This is a genomic window from Bdellovibrionales bacterium (assembly GCA_016714165.1).
GTDB lineage: Bacteria > Bdellovibrionota > Bdellovibrionia > Bdellovibrionales > UBA1609 > JADJVA01.
Genome location: JADJNU010000010.1, coordinates 34,174 through 60,212 on the forward strand (window position 1 = coordinate 34,174; position 26,039 = coordinate 60,212).

Here is a 26,039-nt window from a genome sequence, read left to right on the forward strand (position 1 = left end):
GGCTTAAGCGGTCCCATTCGTTTACAATTTTTGAGTGATACTGGTACGAATTAAATTGATTGCTTGCTTTTTGGCGATGGGGATCACTTGTCTTATCCTGGCTGAGGATGGCAGAGTCTCATGGAGTCAAAAAATGAGGGAAACCGCAAGGGTCCTGATTGATGGGTTTCCGTATTTATATTCTAAACTGGAGTTTCGAGACCCAAAGAACAAGAAAAGGATAACATCCTATATCCAGGGCCTTAAAGAGAACATCCATGAGCTTCCGACAGGCGATGGAAGGAATCTTCTAGGATCAGATCCTCTGATAGATGAATTCAATAGGGAAATTCCACAAACCCTGAGCAAAGCTTTGGAATCTTTTTCGGCCAAAAAATATGAACTGGCTCAACAGCAAGTTCGAATGGCTATTCATAAATGCGTTGCTTGTCATACAGCGTATCAAGTGGGACCTTATGACAGCAAAACAAATGACGAAGTTGTGGGAATTCCTCTGGATCCTCTGAGCAAATTCGAAGTCAGTATTGCACTTCGCCAGTTCAATTCGGCACTGTTCATTCTGGAATCTGTGATTGGTGACGGCAAACGCCTCAATCAATCAGGTGACCTGGCCCTCTTTTACTTGCGGATGCACCTTCTGGTATCGATTCGTTCTTTACAGGATAATGAGAGAGCCTTGAGGGCCATTGACTCATATGCCAAGAATCGCAAGAATTCCTCAATCGAGGAAACGCAATTGATAGGCCTTTGGAAAAAGGACATGGGATTTTGGCAGGCGCTGAAGGGGTCTCCAAAGGAAAAGCTTTCACAGGTTGAGACTCGCATATTGGGCGCAGGTTCGGCTTCCGTGAAATACGGTGACTATGTCCTGCGGCTCTTGAGCAGCTTTTTGCTGCATCAGTCTCTCGTTGAACAGACAGATTTGAAGGGGAAAAAACGGGTTTATAGGTCACTGGCCGATACTTACCGAGCCTTAGATTTGCCAATCTTGTCTGATCTTTCGGTGTTGTATACCCGCTAAATGAATTGCTGCTACATGTAATGATTTCAAGCTCTTGTTTACATATTGTGTGCCCTCTGGCTTTGAGCTAGCCAAGTTCATTAGAAATTCCTGGGGATTAGCAATGAAATTTGTTAACAAAGTCGTAGTGGTACTCACTTCGGTTGGCCTTTTTTGGTGCCAAGAGGTTCTGGCTCTCAAAAGATGCTTGCAAGAAATGGAGATTATTGGACAACCACATTTTTTTCATTTTCCAGAGACCTTTCCTGTTGTTGACAACAAGGCTACCGACCCTAACACCTACACTCAGTCACGTGGCCTATTGGAGGTGGACTCTCTTAAAGGCCAAAGCTATTCAGGGTTTCTCTATCAGGGGTTCCTGAGTTCCCTATTTAATTTGAAGAGAAATGGCATCTGGGTTGATTCTGGTCCTGGTGCAATGACTTCAATTCTTGATTATATAAAACTAAAGGCAGATGACGCTGCTCGAATCGTCACTATTTCACCGAGGTTGTCAAAAATAACAGCTCATTTTGAGGCTCTGATAAAGCTACTTTCGCCTGAGCGTTTTTTTCCAATTGTGGGCATTAAGACCGAGCAGGTTGATGAAATACCACAAGGATCAATAGATTTGTTCTCGGATGTATTTGCCGCCGGAAGCTACTCAGACCGACCTGATCTGGTCTTCTTTAATGCTGTCAAATGGTTGAAAGTAAAAGGTGAAGCCTATATTACGATGACAACTAATACATTTTTGAGTGACGAGTCGTTCGAACGGACATCCGCCTTTCCGTTGTTTTCAAGAAAGAAAGTGACAAGGCGATGGAGAGATCGATCTTTTCTTGAGATTTTTAAAGATATGGTGGGTGTTGATGTGATGTATTCAATCAAGGAACTCGGTCGTGGCGAGGCCGCTCTGCAACTGAAATTTATCAAACGTGATATGCAAATTTCAGTTCCAGAACTTCGACTTTTGGAAATTGATAATTCTTATCCACCCTTAAGAAGATTTGAGAAAACTGGAAAATTTTTAATCAATTCCGATTAGGGCTAAAATGAGATGGGAAAAATTAATGAAAACAAGATATGCGGCAATTTTATTGATCCTGGTTTTTGGTTTTTTTGGCAAGTTTTTTCTGTCGATTCTTGGTATCGACGGAAAAGCCTTCGCTGGTGGCGAAAGCGTTCGTTCGGCCTGTTTAGATTTCGTCCGTCAGCGAGGACCGACCAATGAGAAGCTTCACAGTGAGCGGGAATCAGATTTGCAGATTTTTCGGAACCATATTTTTCGGGCGAGAGAGAAGGCTTATCAAGCCGAATTCCCTGATCGCATAGGTTCGTTTTTTGGTGGAAACGAGCACGACATGATCGTGCCCGTTTCTGTGCCTGACTCTCATGCCTTCTATTTTGATTCTGGAGCTGATGTTTTCCGACTGATGCTCGATTTTCCGGGAGCAGAGAACTACCACTTGTTACTTGCTGTTGACTCAGGCCAGGACATGGATCAACGGCTGGTTCAGTCAATCAAGATGAGACTTGAGACAATGGCGACATCTATTGAAGTTGAAAGAAATGGCTCTTGGGAGAGGTTATTTGGTTTTCATGCGTCAAACCCATTGATTTTGAAAGTCGTGTTTGATTTTTCCAGTGAGTCTCTAGGCCAAACCAAAAGAGTTTGGATTCATCCCTTTGATCCAAACCGTAGACCTCTGCTTAATGACCTCTTTGACGATGATTCCTTTCGAGGGCCTTGGGTAGGGTTCATAGGAAATGGGCTAATTAATATGAATCCGAGGGACAAAACAAGGGGTCTAACAAATAGAATACTGGAAAGGCTTTCGCCAGATGGATGGTATATTGGCGTCGAAGATGTGAGGGCTTTTGGAGTTGAATTGTCCAAAGGCCTTCTAACAACAGACTCTGAGAGGGAAGTGATAACAGATGTTCTAGAGTCTCTTGGAGCCGATAGTATCGTTCAGTCTGCAGATAGGGCCTTCGAAGTAAAAGTAGACACAAAAGCAAACTTTTTTCCAAATTGGCATCCAAAAGTCAGGAAGGCCAAGTCAGCGAAGTGGGCTGAATTTGCAGTTCTAGTTCGAAAACCGCAGGCAGTCTCTAACAGAACTCTATCAGAGGTTCGAGTGGCCAAGCTTATATTAAACTCACGGATTCCTGGGAACGCATTAGCAGGTGTCGGTGGGTCTGAAAAATTTTCCTCGGTCGTGGCTGGAGTGATAGATCTTGTCTCTTTTGATTTGCGCGAGAGAGTACTCACAAGGCTGGAGCGCTTGGGAGCCGCAGAGCTTGTGAAATGTTTATTGGAGCTTTATGGATACTCTACTTCTCTAGAAAATCAGTCCCTCATGGAGAAACAAGTTGAAAATTTATTGATCAGGTATCCTGAGATAGCCAATGTGAAATGGTCTCAATTATTGAGGACCCTTCGTGACGACGATGATTTTCGAGTCTCAGTGCGATTCAGAATGCTTGAGTTTTTGAATGATCATATTTCCAAAAACCCTAAAATAGATTTTCCCGAGGACTGGGCGTTGAATATTCTTAGCCAGATGGATATTTTGTGGTGGGAGCAGTTAGATAGATTGAATCCTTTTTTTACGGGAGAATTTTTGGAGAAAATGCAACAGTGGCCGGCTTCTTACCAGAGACTTGTGTTTGGGTATTTCTTTTATTTTTCTGAAGGAGTGAACCTTAAGAACAAAAGCCTCAAGGACCCATCAAATTTGGTTCTCCTCAGGGGTCTTATGGATACGCCAATTTCCATCAAGAGATTTCTTGATTTGTTGTATCGTCAAAAAAAATCTCATGAAGAGATTGATAGAGAAGAGCTGCTGAGGTTAGCCAAAAAAGTGGCTGTGATGAATGAAGCGAATAGGGTTCTCCACTCACTGTTTCAGGCGGAGATAATTGGTAGCGGTGATGTCCTTAATCCACAAAGGTTAGCGATAGAACTATTGGGATCGGTCGATGGAGTAGATAGATCTATAGATAATAGGTTAAGAGCTTTAGAAAAGTCCACAATTCAAGAGGTTGCTCTCGCTTCGAATCTCGCCTTGCTGATGCGCGGGAAAAATTTGGCTTCTAGCAGGCCAATTTTTGATTCATTGGAGAGAGGTGAGTATCGCGTTCTTATAGCATTAGTTGCGATCCATAAAAAAAGAGATCTTCGATCTTTGCGTTCTGAAAGGGAAGGTACAATTTCCACACAACTTGTGGATCTGATGAACAATAATGAACTGCGCGTGGCTCGGGTATTATTAAATATTGTGGAGCGCGCTCACCTTTGGGGATTGGATTCCCAAGACATAAATACTTTTATTGAAGACCTCGATCTTTCGGGAATATTGGAAAGGGAAAAGAAACTTAGGGCGGCGAAAAGGAGCTAAAAAGTATTTCTTCGTGCCGCCCCTCAGTTTTCTTAGGAAAGAGAAACTTGTTTTGCAACTTACTCGAAACAGTAAGATATCACAGGAACTGATTCAATAGAATGCGATCCGTAGGTCTCAAGATCCTGAACTTTCACCCCATAGTATTTGATCTCGACAGCATTTTTATCGGACCCATGCGGAAGGTTCACACGAATATAACCAGCCCCTTCGACTTCTTCGCCGCAAAGATTTTCATTTCGATATGAAATTTCTAGGCTGACGGGAAGCAAAAGAACATATTTGTCGTTGAGCCTAGATAAGTGACTAAACGGAACTTCGTAGGGAACCCACACGTCTTCGAATTTCACAGTTCCATCTGCATCTATAAGTTGCAGAGTCCTCACCTTGAGGACGACCCCTAAATCAATCCTTTGAGGATTAGCCCAGCTTACGGTAAAGTCCTTCGAGATCAAATAGTGGGAAAGATTACTGAGATGTTCTATATTTGATGTTCCTTCTCGAACCACGTGGTCGGAAGAGAGAACTGAGAGGCTTGGCGGCAGTAGTGCCTGAGACTCAATCGCCATAAATAGAGCTAAAAAAGAAATAAAAAATTGTTTCATGTACCCTCCGTTTAAGAAATTTCTTGTAGAAGATTTGAACCCGGTGCAAAGACCCTGTCAACCGGAGACACTTTAAACTCCTCACTCCGTTATTATTATGATGTCTCTTTTGACAATGCTAACAAGAGCTCTGGTCGATTATTTCGAGGATTATTGACGAGATTTGATACCTCTCTTGCTTCCAGCCAATCAGATGGGCATGGTTTAAGGAGATTCTTCAACTCCAAGATATTACGGTTGTGCGGATCAAGCCATTCTTGCTCCTCCGATCGGGAAAGTATAGCCGGCATGCGATTGTGTATCTTAGATACAAGTGAATTCGCTGACGTGGTGATAACCGAAAAAGAAAAAACCATTTCATGAGTGTCCTTGGATTTCCAAAACTCCCACACACCAGCTACACTCATGATGGGTTCCTTTATTAAGGATATTGCGTAAGGTCGCTTCGGCCCGCCGTCGGTGCGTTGCCACTCAAAGAACCCAGAGAATGGAACAACGCATCGACGATGTAGGAAGGCCTCTTTAAAGCTACGCTTCTCGTCAATTTCTTCTGCCTTGGCATTTATAAGGCTATACTTATCGGCCGCCTTAACATCCTTTGCCCAAAAAGGGACAAGGCCCCATCGAAAGATTGCAATTCGTAACTCGCCTTGTTCTCGAAAAACGATAGGTGATTTTTGAGTTGGTGAAAGATTGTAGTTAGGAAGTAAGCTACTCATAGGGTCATGCTTGGCCTTCTCATTTAAATAACGAAAAAAGAGCTCCTCTTCAGAATAAGTATGATAGGCTCGACCGCACATTTTAGAAGCATAATGGATTTTCCATATCCAGAGGCATAGATTAATTTATAAAATGGCATATTCCTAAAATTCTTTCGCATTGACGCAGCATAGAATTTCAAATGAAGCACAAATGGAAGTTGATTGGCACCTCGGGCTGCTGAGGTCTCGTGATTTCGGAAAAAAATCTTGCATATGATGTTATCTTCCGCAAATGACTTGGTACTAAATGATTTCTAAGGCTTAATTCGTTTTCTCGAGCCACTGATTTACTAACTCCTTTGGTAACCATTCGGCACGGTAAATCTGAATAGCCTCGTCAGTATTGGAAACTCCAATTGGGACCTTCCACTTCCACACGACATCCCCCCATGAATCGACTTCTATGATTGCGCTTTTGGTGCAACCGTAGGAGATGAGGGTGTTTCCATTTTTTAATCTCTGGACAGAACCATAGTGTTTACAAAACATTTTACCAATTGGATTTTCCGTAAAATTCCAAACAACGTCGCCGGAGAGAGGGTCAATTTCAATGGCGTATGAAAGTACTTGGTAAACTGGTATCTGATCGGCATTCACAAAGATCAGAATATTGTTGTTTTCAAGCCAACGAGCGGAATGAACTCCATGGCCACTTCTTACACGGTAAGCTTTAACGGGCATTCGAGTTATCCGATCTACAATTAAGAGTAACCCACTCATCGCATCTGACAGAAGAATATTTCCCTCTCTAAATTCAGAGCGGTACTCCATGAGGGAGTTTTTTGGTATGGATTCAATCCTATTAAAATGAGTGAATCCGATCGATTCGTGGCTTGTATTCCCATCTCCTTTTTTGTATTTGTGTGGGCCATTCAACGGGTGATTGATCAGAGCCTCTATTTCGCTCAAGTAATCAATGTCTCTCCAGCGAAAAATTTCTTTTCCATCTTCGTCCATTTCAACAGCGATATCGATTCGTTCATATTGTTTCCCCTTTTTTCTGGAGTCTAAACTGAGATACAAAATTGATTTTTCGAATGGTGACACTGAGACATCGTGGGTCACCACTGCGGGGACTATCCAGTCCTTTCGAAATGGGGTAAATTTGGAAATTCCGACTTCCTCATGGGTTAGAAATGAAATCGCCCTACCGTCTTTTAGAAGATTGCAATATGAGCCTGGTATTTTGGATACTGTTCTGCCGTCCATTTTGATGAGAGAACATCCCATTTCAAAGGTAATGACTAAAATGTATCCGTCATCGTAAAAGATACTATTCTCTTTTAATATGAGTACACCGTTGGCTCTTAACTGTGCCAAAGATCCATTGATTCTTTCTTGGCGAACCAAGAAGGGGGGCTTGACCGCTGCAACAATGAGTAAAAGCCCCGCAATGGCTACCATTCGTTTTGGCGAAGACGGTTTCAGGACTGAGAATATATTCATCATTTGAATTAAGATGCAGACTGCCATTTTGGCAAAATGTGTTCTCGACTAGCCTTGCTTTTCAAAGTCCAAATAACGAAATCGATGTAGTAGTGAACTATCATAAAGCCAACCATCACATCGATGGGATGAAACTGCCTATTTTTCATCAACAGAAAGCAACCGTAGGTTGCCAAGCCACTCAGAACAATCAGTGGGAGTATGAACCAACCAAATTTAATTGCCCATTTTCCAAAATCAAAAGGGCAACTGGTTTTATTCATTTTCATCAGAAACACCAAGCCGAGGTAGGCGATACTATGATGAGCATTGAACACATAGAATTGGGAATATTTAGGAAGATCTGCAGCGAATGGCCATGGTATAGTAACCATTAGTGCTGTTGCAAAAAAAAGAATGAATGGCAAAGAGCAAACGCCTTTCCAAACCAGGTAAGTGAGATAAATGGCAGCAGAGATTGTGACAATTAGGCTGAGAATACTGGAGATACCCTGCGCAAAAGGAGAACCTCCCCAGGCATCAACTGCCACACGCGCAGCTATCAATAAGAGAAAAATTGATTTTTCTACATATCGTTCTAGATCAAGAGGAATGGTTTCTGACTGCTTTCGATAGATCTGAAGAATCATATAGTTTTGCATGCTCAGGTGAATATTCGCAACGATCAATGAAACCTTAAACAGAGACACCCATTGCCAGCTATGCCTTCCGTCTAGGAAAAATATTGGAATCGTAAATCCAAGGAAAAGGACGATAGGTAGAATTAAACGAAAGGCATAGTTTTTCACAGCGAGCCTGATCTGGTCCGCATGATCCTTTAATAGGACAAATGTTGCCAAAAAATGAGGAAGTCGAACCAGGGGACCATAAACAAAAGATAAAAAGGAGAGATCCCCAATGACAAAACCAAACTGGCTAATAATGATAGCCGAGGGAATCAGTATCCAAAAGCTAGAAAAGAAAGTCAGATCAAACCTCGGTGCCAATATCCACGATTTCATTTCAGGATGACTCCATGTGGTGACAAATTTAATGTTGCCTGAAGAAGGGCAATAGTTGAAAGTAAAAAAATAATACATCGCATTATTGGAAGTGAGTGATTCTTATGCAGTGATTTTCATCAGTGTTGAATCTGCCTTTTTCCTTGGGATACAATTGACTGTTCACTGGGTAATTTAGCTCTTAAGCGGGGTGGATAATGGGGATGAATCGTCGTCAGGCTTTGTATGCAATTACTGGCGGGCTGGCATTGAGTGGTTCATTGGGGCTTGGGATGCGGTTGCTTCGACGCCAGTTTTTTCGGTCGGGTGAGGCCTCAGCCATTACGTTGGGTAGTGACAGAGTGACGAAGGACACTTTTCTAACTGAGGCCTTTCTTGACTCTCATAGAATAGAACAGGTTGAGTTGCCAATGAAAGAAGGGCATTCAGCCCTCTGTTTGCCAGAGAGGAAACTGGTATGCATAGGACATAAGAGTACCACCAGCCTGTTTTTAGATAGTGATAATAAGGTGATAAAAGAAATCAAGGCCCCAAAAGGATACATGTATGGAGGCCATGGACTTGTCTTTCTAAATCAGAAGCGAGTGTTAATCACCGCACATGCTGCAATTGCCTCTTCAGAAAAGGATTCTGGGTTAATTCAAGTCTTTTCGCTGGACAAGATGGAACTCATTCAGCAATTTTCCAGTCATGGCATTCACCCGCACGAAATCAGACTATTGCCGGGTGAAAAATCCTATGTAGTCACTCACTATGGCATGTTATCAGAGGAGAATAATCCGAACCCCCAACATTTCACTTTTGGCGTTTTAAATCCGAAGCTCAGTGTTTTTTCGGTTGAAACCAATTTGCCAATCGTTCATCATTCTGTGACTCCAAATTATGCTATCTTTACCCACATGGACATCGGATCTGACGGGTTGGTCTATGGCGTAAACAATCAATATTGGCACACAGATTTTTTCAAAAAAAACCGTCCGGAACATGAATTTGGCGATAATGATTTCACTTTAGATCCTCTTGAGGAGAGAAAAGATCAAGTGGCGGTTCCCCTTCCCCTGGTCATTATTGACCCAGCAACGGGAAAGCAAACAGATATATTCACATCATCAAAAACTCAGCGGAGATCTCAATCGATAGCAACAAATTTTCTGATGGAAAAGGTAATTGCAACTTATCCTTATTCACATACGATTTTGGTCGTTAACCGAGATTTTTCAGCCTCAACTTTCGATACGCGATCTTTTGGAATCTCCGGAGTAAGGGGCGTCTGCGAAATTCCCTTTACAAGCAAGATCGTCATTACCGGAACAGAGGAAAATATCGCAGTGATTGATTTGAAATCCATGGAAAGAGTCCAGTTTTTCCCTGCAAAACTGAACGCGTCCATTCATGTTTCAATTCGCACATAATTGCGAAGTCATTTTTTTTCCCGTAGGCATCGATGGATGACGTGATCCATAGTTGATAGAAACTGAGAGCGATTTTCTTTCTCCATCGCTTTCGGTCCGGTATTTTTGTGACCAAGGTCTCTCAAATGTGAGTTTAGATTTCTTATGGCCAACGCACTTCCAATATTTTCTGAATCAAGTTCACGTCCTTTTGGACCGACAACACGCGCTCCACGTTGGATACATCTGTCAGCAAGTAGCAGATCAGAAGTGATCAAAATGTCACTTCTCTCGATATTTTCAGCAATCCAATCGTCAGCGGCATCAAAACCGCCTGAAACCACTTTCATTTCAATAATGGGCTCAAAAGGAACATTGAGATATTGGTTGGCCACAAGAATCACTTTAATTTGGTGGCGTCGGGCAAGCTTGTAAACCTCTTCTTTTACGGCACAACCATCTGCATCGACGTAGATAACCAATTCTGAATTCAATGGATCCATCCCTGGTACGACAATAAAATCCAAAATTTCAATTCATATTCCATTGATTCCTCAGCATCGGGCTACAAGATAAATGTCAGTCAAAATGTACCTCAAATGCTCCTTCCCTTCCAGCTCGAAATCGGACTTGTATGGGTTGCCAAATCAATTTTCGCCTTTTCTTCCATACGGTATTTGGAGACTTGAGAACTCACAAAAGGCCATAAAAATACGCCGGTTTTTATGTGTAAATCTAGCAACTTAGACTGCAAGAAAGGCGAGTTTGTTTCAGAAGTTGAATTGATTGGCCGATGAGACCTTAGGCAAGTCAACATTTGTGGGGTATATGCTCAATGAAATTTCGGACCTTATTTCTATCGGGCCACAATACTATAGTTCTAATTTGTCTGTGTGGGATCTATTTCTTTTATGCAAACTGCGGATTTCGGTCCAATCACTTTCTAGGCATGACTGAAAACGACAGCAATTATTCCTATACGGGGGCCACAACCACATTAGAAAAGCAAACAATTGTAATTCATCCCTTTGATCCTGGTGGAGGCGAGGACGAGCCTGACTCCTTTGCACGCGAATTGGTTCAGACATTTGGTGATTCCTCAAAGTGGACTGGAATGAATTTAGGTTTTCTCTTCTTTTAAATCCGATGCAGGAAAAGGATGATGCAATGGTCCTGCGTATCGATAAAGCCTTTAAAGTGGCTCAAGAGTTGAAGATTCGTCTTCTCATCCATATTAACCATGAGTGGCTCTTCGGCTTTTTCCGGCTTATGATCCTGAGTACGGAAATCTAATGATTCAAACTATCACTGGCGTAAAAGCTCTCGGTTTTAACGATTATAAAAGAGTCGATAGCTCTTCTGAAATTATCAAGCACGTTGAATGGAAGAGCTGGACAGAGCCATATTCCAATTATCACCTCTTTTGGGGATCTGAAAGTATTCAGCCACCAAAAGTCAATTACAAGAGTCCCTACATTCGTTCTCTTTTGACCCAGAAATCGGCCGTGATAAAAGAAGCGATCGCGCAAAGCATGGCCAAGTATATGTCTGAAGACAATTCGTTGTTTTTGGGACTTGACCTCGGGTGGGAGACATCGCTTGATGACAATGATAGCAACGACGGCCAGGCCCAATCGGGTACAGGGCACTTATAGATTCCGGCTATGGCCCAAATCAGCTCAATGACCAGGAAGTTAATGAGTTCTTGGGAAAAACGGCAAAGGAGTACGTTGATTTCGCTGCTTCGATCTATGCATCCCCCTATATTCCTAAGGAAAAAATGTTTTCTCATTATTTGCTTCTTGATAGGGACAAACATTTTCCTGGGTACAATTACGAGAGGTGGATTCGCAATCCAGCCCATTTAGCCAAAGAACAAACCATGATGATTCCTGGATTCAGTATGTACTGTACCACCAATGACTGCTCTGAAATAAAAAATGAACTTCAGTCTCATGCTCCAGGCGATTGGGTGATAACGGAGAGTGGTCCCACCTTACTTCCAATTTTGATCAATGGATTTCCGGAATTGAATATTCGCCCTCCTCGCTTCATGACGCTTTATGCATTCGGGGCAAACATAAAAAATGATAGTGAGATGATTAAAATTATTTCTGATTTGTTGCGAAGAGCCCCACCAGAGCCTAGAGAGGGAGTTCCTGGTCCGGCGATCGGGGTTATCGATGGAGTTGGAGAAGGTCCCAATGGCACAGTCGGAGTGGGTGGTTGGGCCTGTGTTCCTAAGAATGCATTGAGCATAAAGATAAGAATCTACGCAGGAGGAGCTGCAAATCAAGGTGGTACCTTGATTGCTGAAACGCTGGCAGATCAGGTGCGAGATGATGCTGGAGTAAAGTCTCTCTGTCAGACGAATTTCACGAAAAATGGTTTTGGTTACCTCATCAGCCCTCAAGATAGACTCACCCACGCCAATAAGAAAATCTATGTTCATGGTGTTTCGACGGACTTCGGTGGCAGCAATGAACTGCTTGGACATTCTGGAGAGTTTTCTGTCATAGCTCCTTTAACACAACCGCCACCTCCTGAACCATTAGTTCCTGGTCCGGCGATCGGGTACATCGATGGAGTTGGAGAAGGTCCCAATGGCACAGTCGGAGTGGGTGGTTGGGCCTGTGTTCCTAAGAACGCATTGAGCATAAAGATAAGAATCTACGCAGGTGGAACTGCAAATCAAGGTGGTACCTTGATTGCTGAAACGCTTGCAGATAATGTGCGAGATGATGTTGGAGTAAAATCTCTCTGTCAGACAAACTTTACGAGAAATGGTTTTGGTTACCTCATCAGCCCTCAAGATAGACTGACCCATGCCAATAAGAAAATCTATGTTCATGGTGTTTCGACGGACTTCGGTGGCAGCAATGAACTTCTTGGACATTCTGGAGAGTTCTCAGTGCCGCCTACCGTCAGTCATTAATTCTTCCGATTTTTAGCGCAATTTCTGAAAAAGTCGATTATTTGTCCACAATAGAAAAACGCGAAGTAAAATGTCTTAAAAATGGAGGCTCCCAGGTAATTTTCAGACCTCGGATTCTATTTTTGTTCTGAGCTATTTCGGCCATTCCTTCAAGAATATAATCAAAATGGCTCTGGGTATAGACCCGACGAGGAAATGCAAGTCGCACCAGTTCCATCGGTGCAGCTTGAAATTTTCCATCCACGGTTTTGCCAAACATGACTGAGCCGATTTCACAAGAGCGGATTCCTTCGGCTAAGAACATTTCACAAACTAAAGCTTGTCCCGGGAGCTGTTCCTGCGGAATATGAGATAGAAAACTCTTGGCATCGATATAAACAGCATGCCCACCGGCTGGTTGCATGGTGGGAATTCCCAATTTATTTAATCCATCGGCCATGTACCTTGACACAGCGATACGATATGAAAGGTAGGACTCATCGAGAACTTCTGTAAGGCCAACTGCCAGAGCCTCCAGGTCCCTCGCTGCAAGACCTCCGTAGGTTGGAAAGCCCTCCGTAAGAATAAGCGAGGCACGCAGGGAGGATAACCAGTGATCATTCTTTAGCGCAATAAAGCCGCCGATATTTGAAAGAGCATCCTTTTTCCCGCTCATCATGCAACCATCTGCCAGAGAGAAGGTTTCTTGAGCGATATCTCTGACGGAGCGAGATTCCTGTCCTCGTTCCCTCAATTTGATCAGATAGCTATTCTCAGCGAATCGACAAGCGTCCAAAATAAATGGAATTCCATATTTCTTATAAATCCTTGAGGCCTCTCGAATATTCTCCAAAGAAACGGGTTGGCCACCGCCCGAATTGTTCGTGATAGTCAACATACCACACGGAATTTGTGTCCGATATTCAGAGCAAAAAGAATCAAGCCTTTCCAGATCAATGTTGCCTTTGAAGGGGTGCATTTTAGCAGGGTCTCTTCCCTCTTTAATGACCAAATCCACGGCTTCGCCACCAGCTTGTTCGATGTTGGCCCGAGTGGTATCAAAGTGATTGTTAGACGGTATCTTCATTCCCGGTTTAAGGATGACTCCAAAAAGCAGGCGCTCGGCTGCTCGTCCCTGGTGAGTGGGTATAACATATTGATATCCAGTAATGTCACGGACTGCGTGCTGGAAGTGTTCAAAGCTCGTTGAGCCTGCGTAGCTCTCATCAGCAACCATCATTGCGCCCCATTGAGCGGCACTCATGGCGCTCGTCCCGCTATCGGTCAAGAAGTCAAAGGTGACATATTTCGCTGCGACCAAAAACAGATTATATCCCGCCTCTTCGAGAATTTTCTCTCTGCTTGCACGAGAGTGAAACGGCAGGGGCTCTACCATTTTAATTTTGAATGGCTCTATAATGGTTCGTTGGCGTGTCGGTTGGCTTTCCAGTTTCATTTCGGATTATTCCAAGGGCTTAAAACGTGCTTGAAAAAATCGCAGATACTTTGGCTCATAAATCATCTGAAGGCCCACTAAATTTTTTCGGTCTTCATAAAGTGCTACCACTGCATCCACCGTCACGTCACAATGAGACTGGGTATAAACACGACGAGGAAATGTCAATCGGACAAGTTCCAGCTCCGGACAGTGGTCTTTGCCCGTTTCCTTATCTCGACCTGCCGAAACAATTCCTCGCTCCATTGAGCGAATTCCAGCTTCCAAATAGAGCCACGCTGCTAAGGCCTGCGCCGGATATTGGGTCTGCTGAAGGTGAGGCAGAAACCGTTTGGCATCTAAAAAAACTGCATGTCCACCGATGGGGCGTACAATTGGAATCCCAGCCCGCTCGAGCTTTTCTCCAACATAGGCTACTTGCCCGATTCGCGCCTGAATATGTTCATACTGAACGGCCTCGACAATACCACGAGACATGGCCTCCATATCTCGTCCCGCAAGCCCCCCATAGGTATGAAGCCCCTCGTACAACACGACCATGTTGCGCGCTTCTTCAAAAATATCCCAATCATTAACCGCCAAAAATCCACCGATATTTACCAGAAGGTCTTTTTTGCCACTCATCGTACAGCCCTCGGAGAGGGAACAAAATTCAAAAAGGATTTCAGCAATGGTCTTGCCTTCAAAGCCTTTCTCTTTCGTCTTGATAAAATAAGCGTTCTCAATTGCGCGAGTCGCATCAAGCATTACTTTAATGCCGTGCTTAACGCAAAGTTCGCGAACCAGTCTCATATTCGCCATTGAAATGGGTTGTCCACCGGCCATATTTACAGTTGCGGCAACACAAACATAGGGAATCCGATTGGCACCAACCCGTTTTATCAGGGACTCCAGTTTACCTAAATCAATGTTGCCCTTAAATGGAATTTCACTTTCAGAATCATGAGCTTCATCTACGATGACATCGACAAACGAAGCTCCCATTAATTCCTGGTGAGCACGAGTCGTCGTAAAATACATATTCCCTGGAACAAAATCGCCGGGCTTGATTAAAATGCGAGAAAGAAGGTGTTCGGCTCCACGTCCCTGATGGGTAGGAATAAGATATTTATAGCCATAGTATTTCTGTACATTGCGCTCCAAATTGTAAAAGTTTGCACTTCCAGCGTAGGCCTCATCCCCAAGGATCATTCCAGCCCACTGACCATCGCTCATAGCATTTGTTCCGCTATCAGTTAACAAATCAATATAAACATCGTCACTCTTCAAAAGAAAGGTATTGTATCCGGCTTCTTCAAGAGCAATTTTGCGATCATCCCTTGTTGTGGTCTTAAGAAGTTCGACCATTTTGATCTTGAAAGGCTCAGCCCATGCTCTTTTTTTTTGTTCGTGAGAATGATTGTTTTTCATAGGCTCCAAGTCCATAAATGGCTCAATAGTTGAAGAATGACCTGAGTTGTACTAAGAAAATCTACGGCAAGCAAGCAGGTGGTTTTTCAAGCCATCGAGACCTCTTAGGCCAAGGAGTATATGCGTCACGAACTCGTATTTGGAGTTTTTATTGTAAAGTCAGATAATGTAACATATTATTTGTGAGTAAAAAACATGTCCCATATAACTCTAGATGATTTTGAAGACATCGGCACTTGGACTCCTCACTCCTCAGGGCAAATAAACCTCAAATTAACACAGGGTGCAGGGCTCAACGGCAAAGCCCTAAAGTTGGACTTTGACTTTAAGGAACCGCAGGGATTTGTCACTGCTCGCAAGGAGCTTTCCTTTTCAACGCCAGACGACTACGCCATTTGCTTTGATTTTCGCGGAAATCTTTCAATAAAGAAGTTCGAATTAAAGCTGATTGATCAGTCCGGCCAAAATGTTTGGTGGTACAATTCTCCCCATCTTGAGATTTCTGATAAATGGCAAAATATGTCGATTAAGTCCCACCAGATTGAATTTGCCTGGGGTCCCTTAGGAAGTAACAGTGATCCCATAACAAGTGTTGGAGCGATTGAACTCGTTTTTTGGGCTGACTCATCAGAGAGGGGATCGATATGGATCGCCAATCTCGAACTCATTGACAAAACAATCCAAAATCCTCCAGTTGTTACTGCATCCAGTTCGCTTGCAGGCTATAGCCCAGATTCCTGCTTGGACCCATCATCTGAAAAAGCTTGGAGAAGTACGACTGCAAAAAAGCCCCAATGGTTGAAGATCAATTTTGGAGAAATTCGAGACATTGGCGGTTTGGTCATTCATTGGGACACTTTAAACCAAACTAAAAAATTTGAAATTCAATGTTTGAGTGAAGAGGCCAGCGAGTGGAAAACCATTTATCACGCCGAAGCTGTGTCGCATGTGCGAAGTTATGTGTATCTTCCCGGAACGGCATGTCGTCAGCTGCGTTTCAATTTTTTGGAAAATTATGGATCAGAGAGTTTTGGACTAAAGTTCCTCGAAATAAAAAATCATCATTTTTCCCGATCTCAAAGTTCCTTTTTTAAAAACGTCGCTCATTACGAACCAAGGGGAACCTTTCCAAAATATTTCTATGGGGAACAGAGCTATTGGACCGTGATTGGGACTCCTCAAGAAAATTCATTCCAAGCACTCATTAACGAGGAAGGAATGGTGGAGATTGATAAAGGCAGTTTTTCTGTGGAACCGTTTCTCGTAGTTGAGAAAAGATTGGTGACTTGGAACGATGTTGAAGTCACGCAAAGTCTCGAGCCTGGCTTACCAATCCCATCAGTTCATTGGAAAGGAAGTGACCTTCATCTTCAAACGACTGTCTATATGGATAGCACAGAGAAGAGATCTCTTGTTTACATTCGCTATCGTCTTCAGAATTTGGGAGAAAAGGATCAAAATGTTTCCTTATTCGCCTTGCTGCGACCATTCCAAGTGACCCCTCCCTGGCAGAGTCATCTTAAGTTCGGTGGGATCTCACGAATTGATGAACTGAATGCCTTAGAAGGCGCTATTCAAGTCAATAAGGCGAAAATCGTAATTCCTCTGTGTAATTCTGAACGTCTTTTCTTTTCTTCTTTCGATCAGGGACCGCTCAGCTCAATTATTCGCAATGAGCCGCTACCTGAATTATCACAATTGGTCGATAGTTGCGGGTGGGCTTCAGGCTCAATGAAATTCAAATTTGATTTGAAACCGAATTCAATTGGGGAGGTTTATTTAGCGATACCAAGCGACAATTGCTCGACTGAGAAAAAAGAAATAAAGAAAATCTCACAGATATCTGGTTCTGGGACCTTCCAGAGAGTTGTACGGAACTGGAAACTTAAACTCAACTCTGTAGAAGTCACCCTGCCGAATTCTGAACAATATTTTATTGACGCCCTTAAAATATGTGCAGCACACATTCTTATCAATCGTGATGGTCCGGCCTTTCAGCCTGGCCCTCGCCGATATGCATGCAGCTGGATTCGTGATGGCGCCGTGATGGCCGCCGCTGCTCTTCGTATGGGATTTGATGAAGAAGCAATGAACTTTATCAAATGGTACGCCAAACATCAAAACGAGAAAAACGGACAACTCCCTTTTTCTGTCGACGATGAAGAACATTCTGATCCACCAGAGCACGATAATCTTGGTGAGTTCATTTTTACCATTGCAGAGTGTTTCCGCATAACAAAAGACATGGAATTTTTAAGATCTCTGTGGCCATCTGTTCAGAAAGCAATAGATCAAATTGAGTTTCTTCGTAATCAGAGGTTAACCAATAAATATCTGCAACCTGAAACTCAGGCTTTCCACGGACTCCTGCCAGAATCGGTTAGTCACGAAGGGTATTTGTTTCGACCCGTTCATTCGCATTGGGATAATTTTTGGACTTTACGAGGTTTGATTGACGCCGCCTATTTGGCCTGTGCTTTGGGAGAGCTTAAATCAGAAGCTCATATTTCTGAACTTTGCAGGTCATTCAAAGAGTGCCTTCTAGACTCTGTGAATTTGACGATAAAAGATAAAGGAATTGATTATTTTCCTGGCTCGGTAGAACTGGCTGACCTTGATCCATCCGCCACCGCCATCGTTGGATCTCTTCTCAATGATGATCAATTTTTTACAAAAAAGGAGTTTCGAACTACCTTTGAAAAATATCTAGCTGATTTTGATACAAATCACAGAAGAGATTCCGGAAAGTGGATTAACTTCACTCCCTACGAAATGCGCATCATAGGAACACTCGTGAAAATGGGAAGGAGAGAAGAATCCTACAAACTCTTAAAGTTTTTTATCCACGAAAGAACTCCTCATGCTTGGAATCAATGGCCAGAAATTGTTTGGCGCGATCTCAAGGCCCCGGCTCACATCGGAGACTTACCTCATTCGTGGGTGGGTGCTGAATTCATTCTTTCTTTTTTGTCATTTTTTGCCTATGAGAAGCCCGATAAAAGTCTCATTCTGGCCGCCGGCATTCCAACCGATTGGCTAAATCATGGCGGGCTATCGATCAAAAATCTTCCAACTTATTTCGGGAAATTAAATTATACCCTACGAAAAATTGAAGGGGACCTCTTGGAAATGTCCGTATCTCACGACTTTTCTTCCTCTGGTGTCGCAATGATTATTAAGCCCCCCTCTCTTGGCCGCATGATCGAAGTTCACGTAAATTCGAGAAAACTTTCTGAGTTTGATCCTGAAAACTTAACAGTCTGCGATTGTCCGGCAAAAATTCTTATCAGGTACTCATCTAAGGATTAGAACTGTCCAAGGAACGAAGGCTCCATAAACCGTCCCCTCTTAATTCCAAAATTTGATCATGAAAGAGAAGAAGAGCTGGATCATTAGTTGTACTGATATAGGTGATCGAAGACTCATGAAGGGCCCTATAGATCATCTTCCGGATCTCCGGAGCAAGGGTACTGATTGCTTCATCTAAAAATGAAAAACGAGGCTTAGCTATGAGAAGCTGTGCAATTGATAATAGCTGAGATTCGCTTGTCGACACCCGGGTGGACCAATCTTGATCTGCATCGAGCCCCCCAACCCTGTTCAAAAACGACCCCAATTGAACTGCATTTAAAACACTTACTAAAAGTTGATCTTCAATGTTATTGTTTACACAAGGATAGGTTAAAACAGACCTCAAAGATCCACGTTTCAAATAGGGATGCTGAGGCAAAAACATGAGTTGATCTTGCTGCGGCCTTCTAATCCGACCTTTTCCGGCTGTCCAGATTCCCGCAGTGGCATTAACCAACAGGCTCTTTCCCACGCGATTTGGGCCGACAATGACCAGCCGTCTTCCTGGAGAGATTTCTAGGTTCAAGTTGAGAATCAGCGGGGCCTCGTTCTCGGGTCCCAAAATAGTGAGGTTTTCGTAGCTAATCGACTCGTTTCTATCAATAATCTCGATGGTTGGTCTATGAGCTATTGGCTTTTTTAGCATTGCTTCATTCAGTGAATCCAAACGTGAGACAATTGCTACAAAAGACGAGAGTCTCTGAAATTCAGTGATAATCACAGAAAAGGAGCCCAGCACAAACGCAAATGCAGACGCCGCTTGAGTGACGACCCCAAATTCCCGATTTCCATCCAAATAAATGGGCGCTACGATGATGATTGGAACAAGCTGGGCCCAATAATTATATCCAGTCGTAAAAAAGCTGAGATTTCGGTTGACTGATATAATCCACTTGAAATTATCGACGACAATCGCCAAACCTTTTTGAACTCTCGTCAGCTCTTTGCTCTCACCGCGATTTAAGGCGACAGCATCGGCGTGTTCACGAATTTGAATCAAATCATACCTTAAATCTGCCTCCTTTTTTAGCTGAAGAAAATTGAGGTGGACGAGGCGATATCCAAGTAAAAAAGTGATTACAGAACCAACTGTGGCGTAAGCCAGGGCCCCGTAGACTAACCAGGGCGTGATCGACCATAGGATGCTGGCAAATCCAATGAATGCGACCACAGAGTTAAGAATTATGAGAAAAAAAGATAAAGTTGTGGCAGTAAATGTTCGAATGTCCTCTGTGATTCGCTGATCAGGATTATCGATATCGGGTTGTTCATTTAGCCTGCAATAGGCTCTATTGCCCAGATACTCACGCAAGAAATAATCTGTTAACCACTGCCTCCAGTACAAAGCGAATCGCTCTTCAATGAAACGAAAAAAAACAGCCACCACCGTAATTATTCCGACTATTCCGGCGCACTGAAGGGCCAAGAGCAGAAACATCGTCGACTTTCCATCGGCTAAGACCGTCATCATGTCTCGATTGAGATAACTTGAAAAAATATTTAGTCCATTGATAGACAATGACAAAACAACCAATAAGCAAAGGAGACCAAGTGCCTTCCCGCCTTCAGAGGAGACGAAAAATGGCCGTGCCACAGAGTACAAGCGAACCCAGAATATTCGCTTTATGGGCCCTTTTGATCCTTCTAATGAAATAGTTTCCTCCTATCATTCAAATTCAACTGCCATTCCCACGGACAGCTCGATTCTATCAGATTCTTATCCGCTTGGCAGCCAACTCTTAACTATCTGTGAGATCTATCAAAACTGCTGAAATCCCCGCTTGTTGGCCTTGCCCCATTTAAAAATAAGGAGTATCTCAAAGAGATGAAAAAAGCAGATCAGACGAGGGCAAAGATAATTAAGTCGGCCGCCTTTTGTCTGGCTCATTTTGGCGAGCGGGAAACGACATTTCAGGCTATTGCCGATCATTGCGGGGTGAGCCAGCCTTTGGTTGTAAAGTATTTGAAAAATAGGGAGGTATCTTTTCAAGTGTTCTTGATGAAATGGTGGAAAAAGCCCGGTCTATAACGGTAGAGGTAATCAATCAGAGCTCCTCTGCCAAAGAGGCTCTTACCAATTATTTATTTGTTTCTTTAGAAAATTTTGAAAAAGATCAAACAATACCTAGAATTTATTTGATGCTCTATTATTTTGCGGGAATTGATCCAAAATTCAGAGCAATAAATTCACAAATCAAAAAAGTTGCAGTTGATAGAATATATGGCATCCTTGAGGCAGGTATTGAATCTGGCGAATTTCGGCGCTCTCTTGATACCTATGGTTTAGCCCGTATTATTCATGATGGAATAGTTGGGATATTACTAAGTGCAATTACAGAAATTGGAGCGCCCCCAACGAAAAAGGTCATCAAGGATTTCAGTGAAGCTATTCAAGCTCTAGTGAAGGCTTGATCTCAGGCGCCTTAGGATTTCGTGCTACATCAACAGGTATAAAAAATGAAACGTATTTTGCCTTCGAGAGTTGTACTTCATCTAAATTAAAGATAGCACCTTCCGAAAGTGGTTCTTCCCTTCTCATTTTCTGAAGACCACCAAAAGCATTTTCGAAGGCATAGAATATCCAAATGGGGTCCTTTGCACGCTCCAATTCCCGAAATCTCTCTGAATTAACATCAACGTGGTCGTAATTTGTTGGTAAAGTTCTCATCTCAATCGCTGCAAATGAATGAGGTGCATCATTAGGTATTTCCCGATGAGCCACTCTGCTCTTTTGAAGTCAACGCAACCAAACCCAAATCGATAAGTGGCTCAACTTCATGCGGCGTTAGGAGAATTTTAAGTAATTTTTGTTCCTCTCCAGAAGAAAGAAACAGAGTGAAAATTTGGTCTAGCTGGCGGGCGGTTACGATGCGGTGCCAATCTCTGATAAGATCCTGATTCAGCTCCAGCACATGTTCAGTTACTGCTTTTATTTTACCTTCAACTTGATACTTTTTGTTAAAGGTTCTCGCAATCGCTCGATCAGTTGGCAAACCTTGTCTCTTAAGGGTTCTCAGGACGGCAGAATTGACCTGAAAGAACACCCGATTGACAATGTTGTTCTGCCTCAACCAAACAAACAACTGTCGATATAGATATAACTCCATAAATTTAATGTCGTGGCCCGTAACCAATGAGTCCTTTGAATTTTTAGAGACTCAGGCGGCCCACTTCGGCGATCACTTCTCCGGGCGATCGCTCGATAGGGCCTATTTCATCTTCAACATGAAGAGGCTCACTTATATGTGATGAAAGGAAGACCTGGAGATGGAGCAGCGGCTGGGCCTTGTCAGTAAGCCTCTCAGGGTCAATTTCAGCCAAGACGGATTCGCTGAGGTCATTGATAGAATAATAATGAACTAAAAAGTGAATGATGCGTTCGCTTTCAGTTGAGTCCTGCTCAAGAATTCGCGGCAATAAGGTGGTCCTCTCCCAGGACCCTGAAGCGAAAAGCTTTGGTAAAGATTCTTTAATGCTCTTTCCTTCGCCGAGACAGACGGATTCAAAGGCCGTTTTGTGGCTGTGCCAATATGGTCTGCCGACAAGTATCTTTCAATTTGTATTTCGGTGTTAGCCGCCAATTAAAAAGGGCCACCGGCACAAATTAAGTTTGGCCACTTTCCCCCGTCTCGGCGGGGCCAAAGGAGGCCTTTATGGATCACTGGCAATCGGCCACAGATTCCAATCGATTTATTTACGAAGTGATCGGGGTGATTTTCTGTAATCATCCCAACCTGTTGGAATTCTTTTTCGAAGGTAGATGTCCGCGAATTCGTTTTCAGGCCATGGAAGTGCACAGGCATGCCGCGTGTTTTCCGAGCGACGAGAAACAATTGATTCGCGTTTCCTTGGATGTCTGGAGCGGTTCGGGCAATGCCAAGGTTTGGCAGCTTTTGGAAACAGTGGACTCTGGCAATCTTGGTAACGTGCTGGAGGCATTGGGAAAATTGCGAGGTCGGTCGCGCGCCAATTAAAATTCCCCACCTTGGCGTTGGAGCCGAGGCTGCATGATCACTCCTCGTGTCCCACGACGGGACCGAGGAGGCTTTAGCCGGTGATAACAATGGATATTTTTCACAAAATAAGAGCTCTTGATCACCTTGGCGAGAACAAGTCCAAGATTGCGCGGGAGCTTGCTCTTGATCGAAAGACTGTGCGCAAGTACCTCAAATCGACAGCTCCCCCACGCTATCGACCAAGATCCACTCCCTCGAGGCAGGATTTTTTTGCCGAGTTTGAGAACTTTGTTCGCGGGAAGATCGTTATCGCCCCGGAGCTTTCGGCCGGCGAAATCTATGCTCTGATTCGTCCGCGAGGCTACCTGGGTAGCGAACGCACGATTCAAAGGCGAATGAAATCGTGGTGCGAGGCAAAGCCAAAGGAGCGCTTTTTTGAGCAAGATTATACCCCTGGCGAGCAGGCCCAGTTTGATTTTAAAGAATCAATCGAGCTGCCGTTTTTATCGGGCCCGGTGATTGCGCACTTACATTTTGGCACTTTGCCGTTCTCTAACGCTTGCGTCATCAAGGGCTTTCCCCACAAGACGTATGAATGTTTCATAGATGGTGTCCATTCATTTTTTGAAAAAATTGGTGGTCAAACAAAAAATATTCGAATCGACAACTTAAGTCCATGCGTGAAACGGGTGAGAAAAGATGGGGGCCGTGACTACACGGATGCATTTAATAGGGCGATCAAATATTACAATTTTGGCGTTCTTCCCTGCTCTCCAGGGCGAGGCAATGAAAAAGGTGATGTTGAGCGCGACATTCAAACCTGGTCGAGAAGGTTTAGGAATCACATAAATGTTCATGGGATCAGGTTCCGAGATTTTTCGCACCTCAACGCCGAACTCGAAGCCTTCGGCGAACAGGAGCAAAGCGAAATAGTAACTGAACTACTGAAAACAGAGTGTGGTCAGTTGAAATCGCTGTTGCCGCGAGACGAGGACGTGCTTTGCCGTGTGGAAAAGACTCGTGCGTCGCCGCACGGCACTGTTCGCGTCGCAAAGACCACGTACTCAGTTGCGGATGCATGGATCGGATTAGAGTGCCGAGTCGTGGCGGGTGCTTTTGAGACACGAATCACGCGCAAAGGCAGCGATGTCGTCGTTGTCCATCCGCGGATGTCCGAGGGTGAGCACAGCATAAAGCTTGAGCATATTTTAAAAAGCCTTCTCCGCAAGCCACAAGCGATGATCCGATGGCACCACCGAGAAATTTTGTTCCCAGAGAAGATATTCAGGGATCTTTACCGTCGGCTTAAAAGCCAAGAGACCCATCCTGGGGAATCCGAACGCGAATTTTTACGCATAATGAATCTAGTCCATCACACGCCATTAAGCGAGATCCAATGTGCGCTAGAGATTGTTCTTGGCCAGTCCGTTGGCGTGATGAGCATCTTCATGGAAGTCAAAGACCTGCTTCTTGTAGAGCGCAGGCCCGAGACATTGGTAATCGATCTCAGCGCACGGTTTGGCCAAACCCCGATAAGTCCGAATTTAAAAGATTATGACCAACTCATCCCCAGCCAACAAGGAGTAACTCGATGACAAATGAAGAACTCAGCAAAGGCCTAAAACAGCTGAATTTGCCGACCATGGCCGAAGGCTATAGCGCAGCCTCGCGAGCCGCGGAAAAGGGTAGATTGACCTATGAGCAATATCTGGCGGGCCTTGTCGATGAGGAGCTTAACAGCAAGTGCGAACTGCGAATTAAGCGGTTAAGTAAAGAGGCCAAACTTCCTCTGGAGAAGCGGATCGAACACTTCGATTTTACCCAAAGAGAAGGCATCACCGAAGGCGAATTTAAACGTCTCGCAAAAGGCGATTTCGTTCGAGACGGATCCAACATCGTATTTTATGGCGGATTTGGGGTCGGAAAAACGCATCTAGGAATCGCGCTCATCAAGGAGCTGGTAAAAAAGAATGTGCGCTGCCTGTTTGTCTCAACTCACAGCCTGATTGAGCAGATGCTGGAGGCAAAAAAAGATCTCATGCTGCAACATCTATTCAAACGCCTCGACAGGTACGACCTTCTGGTTTTCGATGAGCTTGGATATATTGCCCAAACCCAAGATGGCGCGGATCTGTTCTTCCAGCTTTTATCGCTAAGAGCAGAGCGAAAAAGCGTTTTGATTACCACCAATCTCACATTCTCCGAATGGGATAGGGTGTTTATAAATCCATTAAACACAGCAGCTGCCATCGATCGAATCATCCATAAATGCGAAACCTTCAACATCAAGGGTCCGAGCTGGAGAGCTGAAGAGGCAAAAAAAAGAACAAAAATAAAATCAACTTTGACGGAAAAGAAAATACAGACCCCCATCAAAACGTCATCCTGACCTGAGGGACTCTGTCCCTCAGGCACCCTGTTACCCCCGATCATCGTGATCGGGGGTCCCTTCGTGAAGCAGAACCAAGCATCTCTTGAAAAAAATAAAAACCTGGAAACAAGTTTGACAGCCAAACAAGATGTAGATACATCTGCGTCACCAACTGGCCAAATTTAATTTGCGCCGAACAAAAAAAGTGGCCAAAATTGATTGTCGCCTACTTAGAGGAAAGGGAGGTATCGGGAATATTGTTGAAAACCGCTCTATGATTGAAGAGGATCTTTGCACATAAATAAGACGAGCAATTTTGTCCTGAACTGGCCCCTTCAGTAATCTCAGACAAGAGGAAGGTGACAAGGGCTGCGCTCGCGCAGCCATACTCAAGACTTGCCACCAAAAAAATAGACCAACTGCCCCATAATGCAAGTTTTCAATCGGTCAATATTTGATCTATTTGAGTTCTGATCCAATTGAGTAAAGTTATCCTGGAGCAAGAGACCCAACCGGAAAAGGGGACTGAATTTTAGGATACAAAGATCCCAACTCTCATACTCGATCCAGGAGCTAAAATACAATATTAATTTTATTGATTGCGCCAGAAAATTTATGGCAAACCTACTGCAACAGCAGGTAATCACTCAAAAAGCCTCCGCAGTTTGCCTGCTACGGAGGTGATAGCTTTCGAAACAGAAGATAACTTTTCGTTATGTCTTCTCTTAGATTTATTCGTTTAGATCTCTTCGCTTAGACTTCGAATGTAATTCTCACTTTCAAGATAAGCCTCTACCCCAGACACAAATTCTTTGAAGCGAGGGTTCTCAATCATTTGAGAGCTTCCTGCGGTTCTGCTTTCAGGTATCTTACCAAATCCTCATTGGAAAACCCTTTACTGAGAGATTCGATCCTCGTTTCAACGCTCTCATTCCTGGGTAAAGACGGGATAGCAATCGATGCAGCCAATCCC

Annotated in this window: 24 protein-coding genes; 13 read left to right on the forward strand and 11 right to left on the reverse strand. The window is 43.7% G+C overall.

What is annotated here, in order from left to right:
* Positions 1–133 precede the first annotated feature (133 nt).
* From IPJ71_18935 to IPJ71_18945, 3 genes are all read left to right on the forward strand, one after another.
* Complete coding sequence (locus tag IPJ71_18935) at positions 134–1,021, forward strand: hypothetical protein (GenBank protein MBK7845716.1); 888 nt, start codon at positions 134–136, stop codon at positions 1,019–1,021.
* 103 nt (positions 1,022–1,124) lie between these two features.
* Positions 1,125–2,048 carry a hypothetical protein gene (locus IPJ71_18940; protein MBK7845717.1) on the forward strand — a complete coding sequence of 308 codons (924 nt, stop codon included), beginning with the start codon at positions 1,125–1,127 and terminating at the stop codon, positions 2,046–2,048.
* A gap of 25 nt (positions 2,049–2,073) precedes the next feature.
* Positions 2,074–4,404: a hypothetical protein gene (locus IPJ71_18945; GenBank protein ID MBK7845718.1), complete on the forward strand. Its 2,331-nt coding sequence runs from the start codon at positions 2,074–2,076 to the stop codon at positions 4,402–4,404.
* Between the two features lie 59 nt (positions 4,405–4,463).
* Here IPJ71_18945 and IPJ71_18950 read toward each other — a convergent pair whose 3' ends face one another.
* The 4 genes from IPJ71_18950 to IPJ71_18965 all read right to left on the reverse strand — a co-directional run bounded on the left by IPJ71_18950 (position 4,464) and on the right by IPJ71_18965 (position 8,217).
* Positions 4,464–5,009, reverse strand: a complete 546-nt coding sequence (locus IPJ71_18950; GenBank protein MBK7845719.1) for a hypothetical protein — start codon at positions 5,007–5,009, stop codon at positions 4,464–4,466.
* A 95-nt stretch (positions 5,010–5,104) separates the two neighbouring features.
* Complete coding sequence (locus IPJ71_18955; GenBank protein ID MBK7845720.1) at positions 5,105–5,809, reverse strand: SOS response-associated peptidase; 705 nt, start codon at positions 5,807–5,809, stop codon at positions 5,105–5,107.
* Positions 5,810–6,031: 222 nt separating this feature from the next.
* Positions 6,032–7,219, reverse strand: a complete 1,188-nt coding sequence (locus IPJ71_18960) for a hypothetical protein (protein ID MBK7845721.1) — start codon at positions 7,217–7,219, stop codon at positions 6,032–6,034.
* Positions 7,220–7,224: 5 nt separating this feature from the next.
* Positions 7,225–8,217: a hypothetical protein gene (locus tag IPJ71_18965; protein ID MBK7845722.1), complete on the reverse strand. Its 993-nt coding sequence runs from the start codon at positions 8,215–8,217 to the stop codon at positions 7,225–7,227.
* A gap of 203 nt (positions 8,218–8,420) precedes the next feature.
* On the opposite strand from IPJ71_18965, the gene IPJ71_18970 reads away from it, so the two are divergent.
* Positions 8,421–9,629 carry a DUF1513 domain-containing protein gene (locus IPJ71_18970; GenBank protein ID MBK7845723.1) on the forward strand — a complete coding sequence of 403 codons (1,209 nt, stop codon included), beginning with the start codon at positions 8,421–8,423 and terminating at the stop codon, positions 9,627–9,629.
* Positions 9,630–9,637: 8 nt separating this feature from the next.
* On the opposite strand, the gene IPJ71_18975 is transcribed toward IPJ71_18970, so the two are convergent.
* The gene (locus IPJ71_18975) at positions 9,638–10,111 is read right to left on the reverse strand and encodes a YaiI/YqxD family protein (protein MBK7845724.1); all 474 of its coding nucleotides are present in this window, start codon (positions 10,109–10,111) and stop codon (positions 9,638–9,640) included.
* Positions 10,112–10,557: 446 nt separating this feature from the next.
* On the opposite strand from IPJ71_18975, the gene IPJ71_18980 reads away from it, so the two are divergent.
* From IPJ71_18980 to IPJ71_18990, 3 genes are all read left to right on the forward strand, one after another.
* Positions 10,558–10,749: a hypothetical protein gene (locus IPJ71_18980; GenBank protein MBK7845725.1), complete on the forward strand. Its 192-nt coding sequence runs from the start codon at positions 10,558–10,560 to the stop codon at positions 10,747–10,749.
* 103 nt (positions 10,750–10,852) lie between these two features.
* Positions 10,853–11,263 carry a hypothetical protein gene (locus IPJ71_18985; protein MBK7845726.1) on the forward strand — a complete coding sequence of 137 codons (411 nt, stop codon included), beginning with the start codon at positions 10,853–10,855 and terminating at the stop codon, positions 11,261–11,263.
* 50 nt (positions 11,264–11,313) lie between these two features.
* Complete coding sequence (locus tag IPJ71_18990; protein MBK7845727.1) at positions 11,314–12,543, forward strand: hypothetical protein; 1,230 nt, start codon at positions 11,314–11,316, stop codon at positions 12,541–12,543.
* Positions 12,544–12,580: 37 nt separating this feature from the next.
* Here the strand turns inward: IPJ71_18990 and IPJ71_18995 are convergent, their stop codons facing one another.
* The gene (locus IPJ71_18995) at positions 12,581–13,978 is read right to left on the reverse strand and encodes a tryptophanase (protein ID MBK7845728.1); all 1,398 of its coding nucleotides are present in this window, start codon (positions 13,976–13,978) and stop codon (positions 12,581–12,583) included.
* 6 nt (positions 13,979–13,984) lie between these two features.
* The gene (locus IPJ71_19000) at positions 13,985–15,388 is read right to left on the reverse strand and encodes a tyrosine phenol-lyase (GenBank protein MBK7845729.1); all 1,404 of its coding nucleotides are present in this window, start codon (positions 15,386–15,388) and stop codon (positions 13,985–13,987) included.
* A 195-nt stretch (positions 15,389–15,583) separates the two neighbouring features.
* Here IPJ71_19000 and IPJ71_19005 point away from each other — a divergent pair, with 195 nt between their 5' ends.
* Positions 15,584–18,697, forward strand: coding sequence for a discoidin domain-containing protein (locus IPJ71_19005; GenBank protein ID MBK7845730.1), 3,114 nt, complete (start codon positions 15,584–15,586; stop codon positions 18,695–18,697).
* Here the strand turns inward: IPJ71_19005 and IPJ71_19010 are convergent.
* A complete protein-coding gene (locus tag IPJ71_19010) occupies positions 18,687–20,333 on the reverse strand; it encodes an ABC transporter ATP-binding protein/permease (protein MBK7845731.1) in 1,647 nt (548 codons plus the stop codon). The two genes, IPJ71_19005 and IPJ71_19010, sit on opposite strands and share 11 nt — an antisense overlap.
* 231 nt (positions 20,334–20,564) lie before the next feature.
* Between IPJ71_19010 and IPJ71_19015 the strand changes: the two genes are divergently transcribed.
* Complete coding sequence (locus tag IPJ71_19015; protein MBK7845732.1) at positions 20,565–20,768, forward strand: TetR/AcrR family transcriptional regulator; 204 nt, start codon at positions 20,565–20,567, stop codon at positions 20,766–20,768.
* Complete coding sequence (locus tag IPJ71_19020; GenBank protein MBK7845733.1) at positions 20,744–21,151, forward strand: hypothetical protein; 408 nt, start codon at positions 20,744–20,746, stop codon at positions 21,149–21,151. The genes IPJ71_19015 and IPJ71_19020 overlap by 25 nt, the downstream gene beginning before the upstream one ends.
* Here the strand turns inward: IPJ71_19020 and IPJ71_19025 are convergent.
* Genes IPJ71_19025 through IPJ71_19035 form a run of 3 tightly spaced genes read right to left on the reverse strand, consistent with a single transcriptional unit; the run spans position 21,126 to position 22,156 of the window.
* Positions 21,126–21,461 (reverse strand): hypothetical protein, encoded by a 336-nt coding sequence (locus IPJ71_19025; GenBank protein ID MBK7845734.1) that lies wholly within the window; start codon positions 21,459–21,461, stop codon positions 21,126–21,128. The genes IPJ71_19020 and IPJ71_19025 overlap by 26 nt on opposite strands.
* Positions 21,439–21,846, reverse strand: coding sequence for a hypothetical protein (locus tag IPJ71_19030; protein ID MBK7845735.1), 408 nt, complete (start codon positions 21,844–21,846; stop codon positions 21,439–21,441). Before IPJ71_19030 ends, IPJ71_19025 begins: the two co-directional genes overlap by 23 nt.
* Positions 21,847–21,889: 43 nt before the next feature.
* On the reverse strand, positions 21,890–22,156 hold the full coding sequence (locus tag IPJ71_19035) for a hypothetical protein (GenBank protein ID MBK7845736.1): 267 nt from the start codon (positions 22,154–22,156) through the stop codon (positions 21,890–21,892).
* Between the two features lie 236 nt (positions 22,157–22,392).
* On the opposite strand from IPJ71_19035, the gene IPJ71_19040 reads away from it, so the two are divergent.
* The 3 genes from IPJ71_19040 (at position 22,393) to IPJ71_19050 (ending at position 25,084) form a co-directional block, all read left to right on the forward strand.
* Positions 22,393–22,713, forward strand: a complete 321-nt coding sequence (locus IPJ71_19040) for a hypothetical protein (protein MBK7845737.1) — start codon at positions 22,393–22,395, stop codon at positions 22,711–22,713.
* Between the two features lie 80 nt (positions 22,714–22,793).
* Positions 22,794–24,290, forward strand: a complete 1,497-nt coding sequence (locus tag IPJ71_19045) for an IS21 family transposase (GenBank protein MBK7845738.1) — start codon at positions 22,794–22,796, stop codon at positions 24,288–24,290.
* Positions 24,287–25,084, forward strand: coding sequence for an ATP-binding protein (locus IPJ71_19050; protein ID MBK7845739.1), 798 nt, complete (start codon positions 24,287–24,289; stop codon positions 25,082–25,084). Before IPJ71_19045 ends, IPJ71_19050 begins: the two co-directional genes overlap by 4 nt.
* Positions 25,085–26,039: the final 955 nt, after the last annotated feature.

Bases quoted from the DNA above. Each gene is read 5' to 3' on its own strand.
- IPJ71_18935 (MBK7845716.1), top strand. From the start codon at position 134: ATGAGGGAAACCGCAAGGGTCCTGATTGATGGGTTTCCGTATTTATAT.
- IPJ71_18940 (MBK7845717.1), top strand. From the start codon at position 1,125: ATGAAATTTGTTAACAAAGTCGTAGTGGTACTCACTTCGGTTGGCCTT.
- IPJ71_18945 (MBK7845718.1), top strand. From the start codon at position 2,074: ATGAAAACAAGATATGCGGCAATTTTATTGATCCTGGTTTTTGGTTTT.
- IPJ71_18950 (MBK7845719.1), bottom strand. From the start codon at position 5,009: ATGAAACAATTTTTTATTTCTTTTTTAGCTCTATTTATGGCGATTGAG.
- IPJ71_18955 (MBK7845720.1), bottom strand. From the start codon at position 5,809: ATGTGCGGTCGAGCCTATCATACTTATTCTGAAGAGGAGCTCTTTTTT.
- IPJ71_18960 (MBK7845721.1), bottom strand. From the start codon at position 7,219: ATGATGAATATATTCTCAGTCCTGAAACCGTCTTCGCCAAAACGAATG.
- IPJ71_18965 (MBK7845722.1), bottom strand. From the start codon at position 8,217: ATGAAATCGTGGATATTGGCACCGAGGTTTGATCTGACTTTCTTTTCT.
- IPJ71_18970 (MBK7845723.1), top strand. From the start codon at position 8,421: ATGAATCGTCGTCAGGCTTTGTATGCAATTACTGGCGGGCTGGCATTG.
- IPJ71_18975 (MBK7845724.1), bottom strand. From the start codon at position 10,111: ATGGATCCATTGAATTCAGAATTGGTTATCTACGTCGATGCAGATGGT.
- IPJ71_18980 (MBK7845725.1), top strand. From the start codon at position 10,558: ATGACTGAAAACGACAGCAATTATTCCTATACGGGGGCCACAACCACA.
- IPJ71_18995 (MBK7845728.1), bottom strand. From the start codon at position 13,978: ATGAAACTGGAAAGCCAACCGACACGCCAACGAACCATTATAGAGCCA.
- IPJ71_19000 (MBK7845729.1), bottom strand. From the start codon at position 15,388: ATGAAAAACAATCATTCTCACGAACAAAAAAAAAGAGCATGGGCTGAG.
- IPJ71_19005 (MBK7845730.1), top strand. From the start codon at position 15,584: ATGTCCCATATAACTCTAGATGATTTTGAAGACATCGGCACTTGGACT.
- IPJ71_19015 (MBK7845732.1), top strand. From the start codon at position 20,565: ATGAAAAAAGCAGATCAGACGAGGGCAAAGATAATTAAGTCGGCCGCC.
- IPJ71_19020 (MBK7845733.1), top strand. From the start codon at position 20,744: ATGGTGGAAAAAGCCCGGTCTATAACGGTAGAGGTAATCAATCAGAGC.
- IPJ71_19030 (MBK7845735.1), bottom strand. From the start codon at position 21,846: ATGGAGTTATATCTATATCGACAGTTGTTTGTTTGGTTGAGGCAGAAC.
- IPJ71_19040 (MBK7845737.1), top strand. From the start codon at position 22,393: ATGGATCACTGGCAATCGGCCACAGATTCCAATCGATTTATTTACGAA.
- IPJ71_19050 (MBK7845739.1), top strand. From the start codon at position 24,287: ATGACAAATGAAGAACTCAGCAAAGGCCTAAAACAGCTGAATTTGCCG.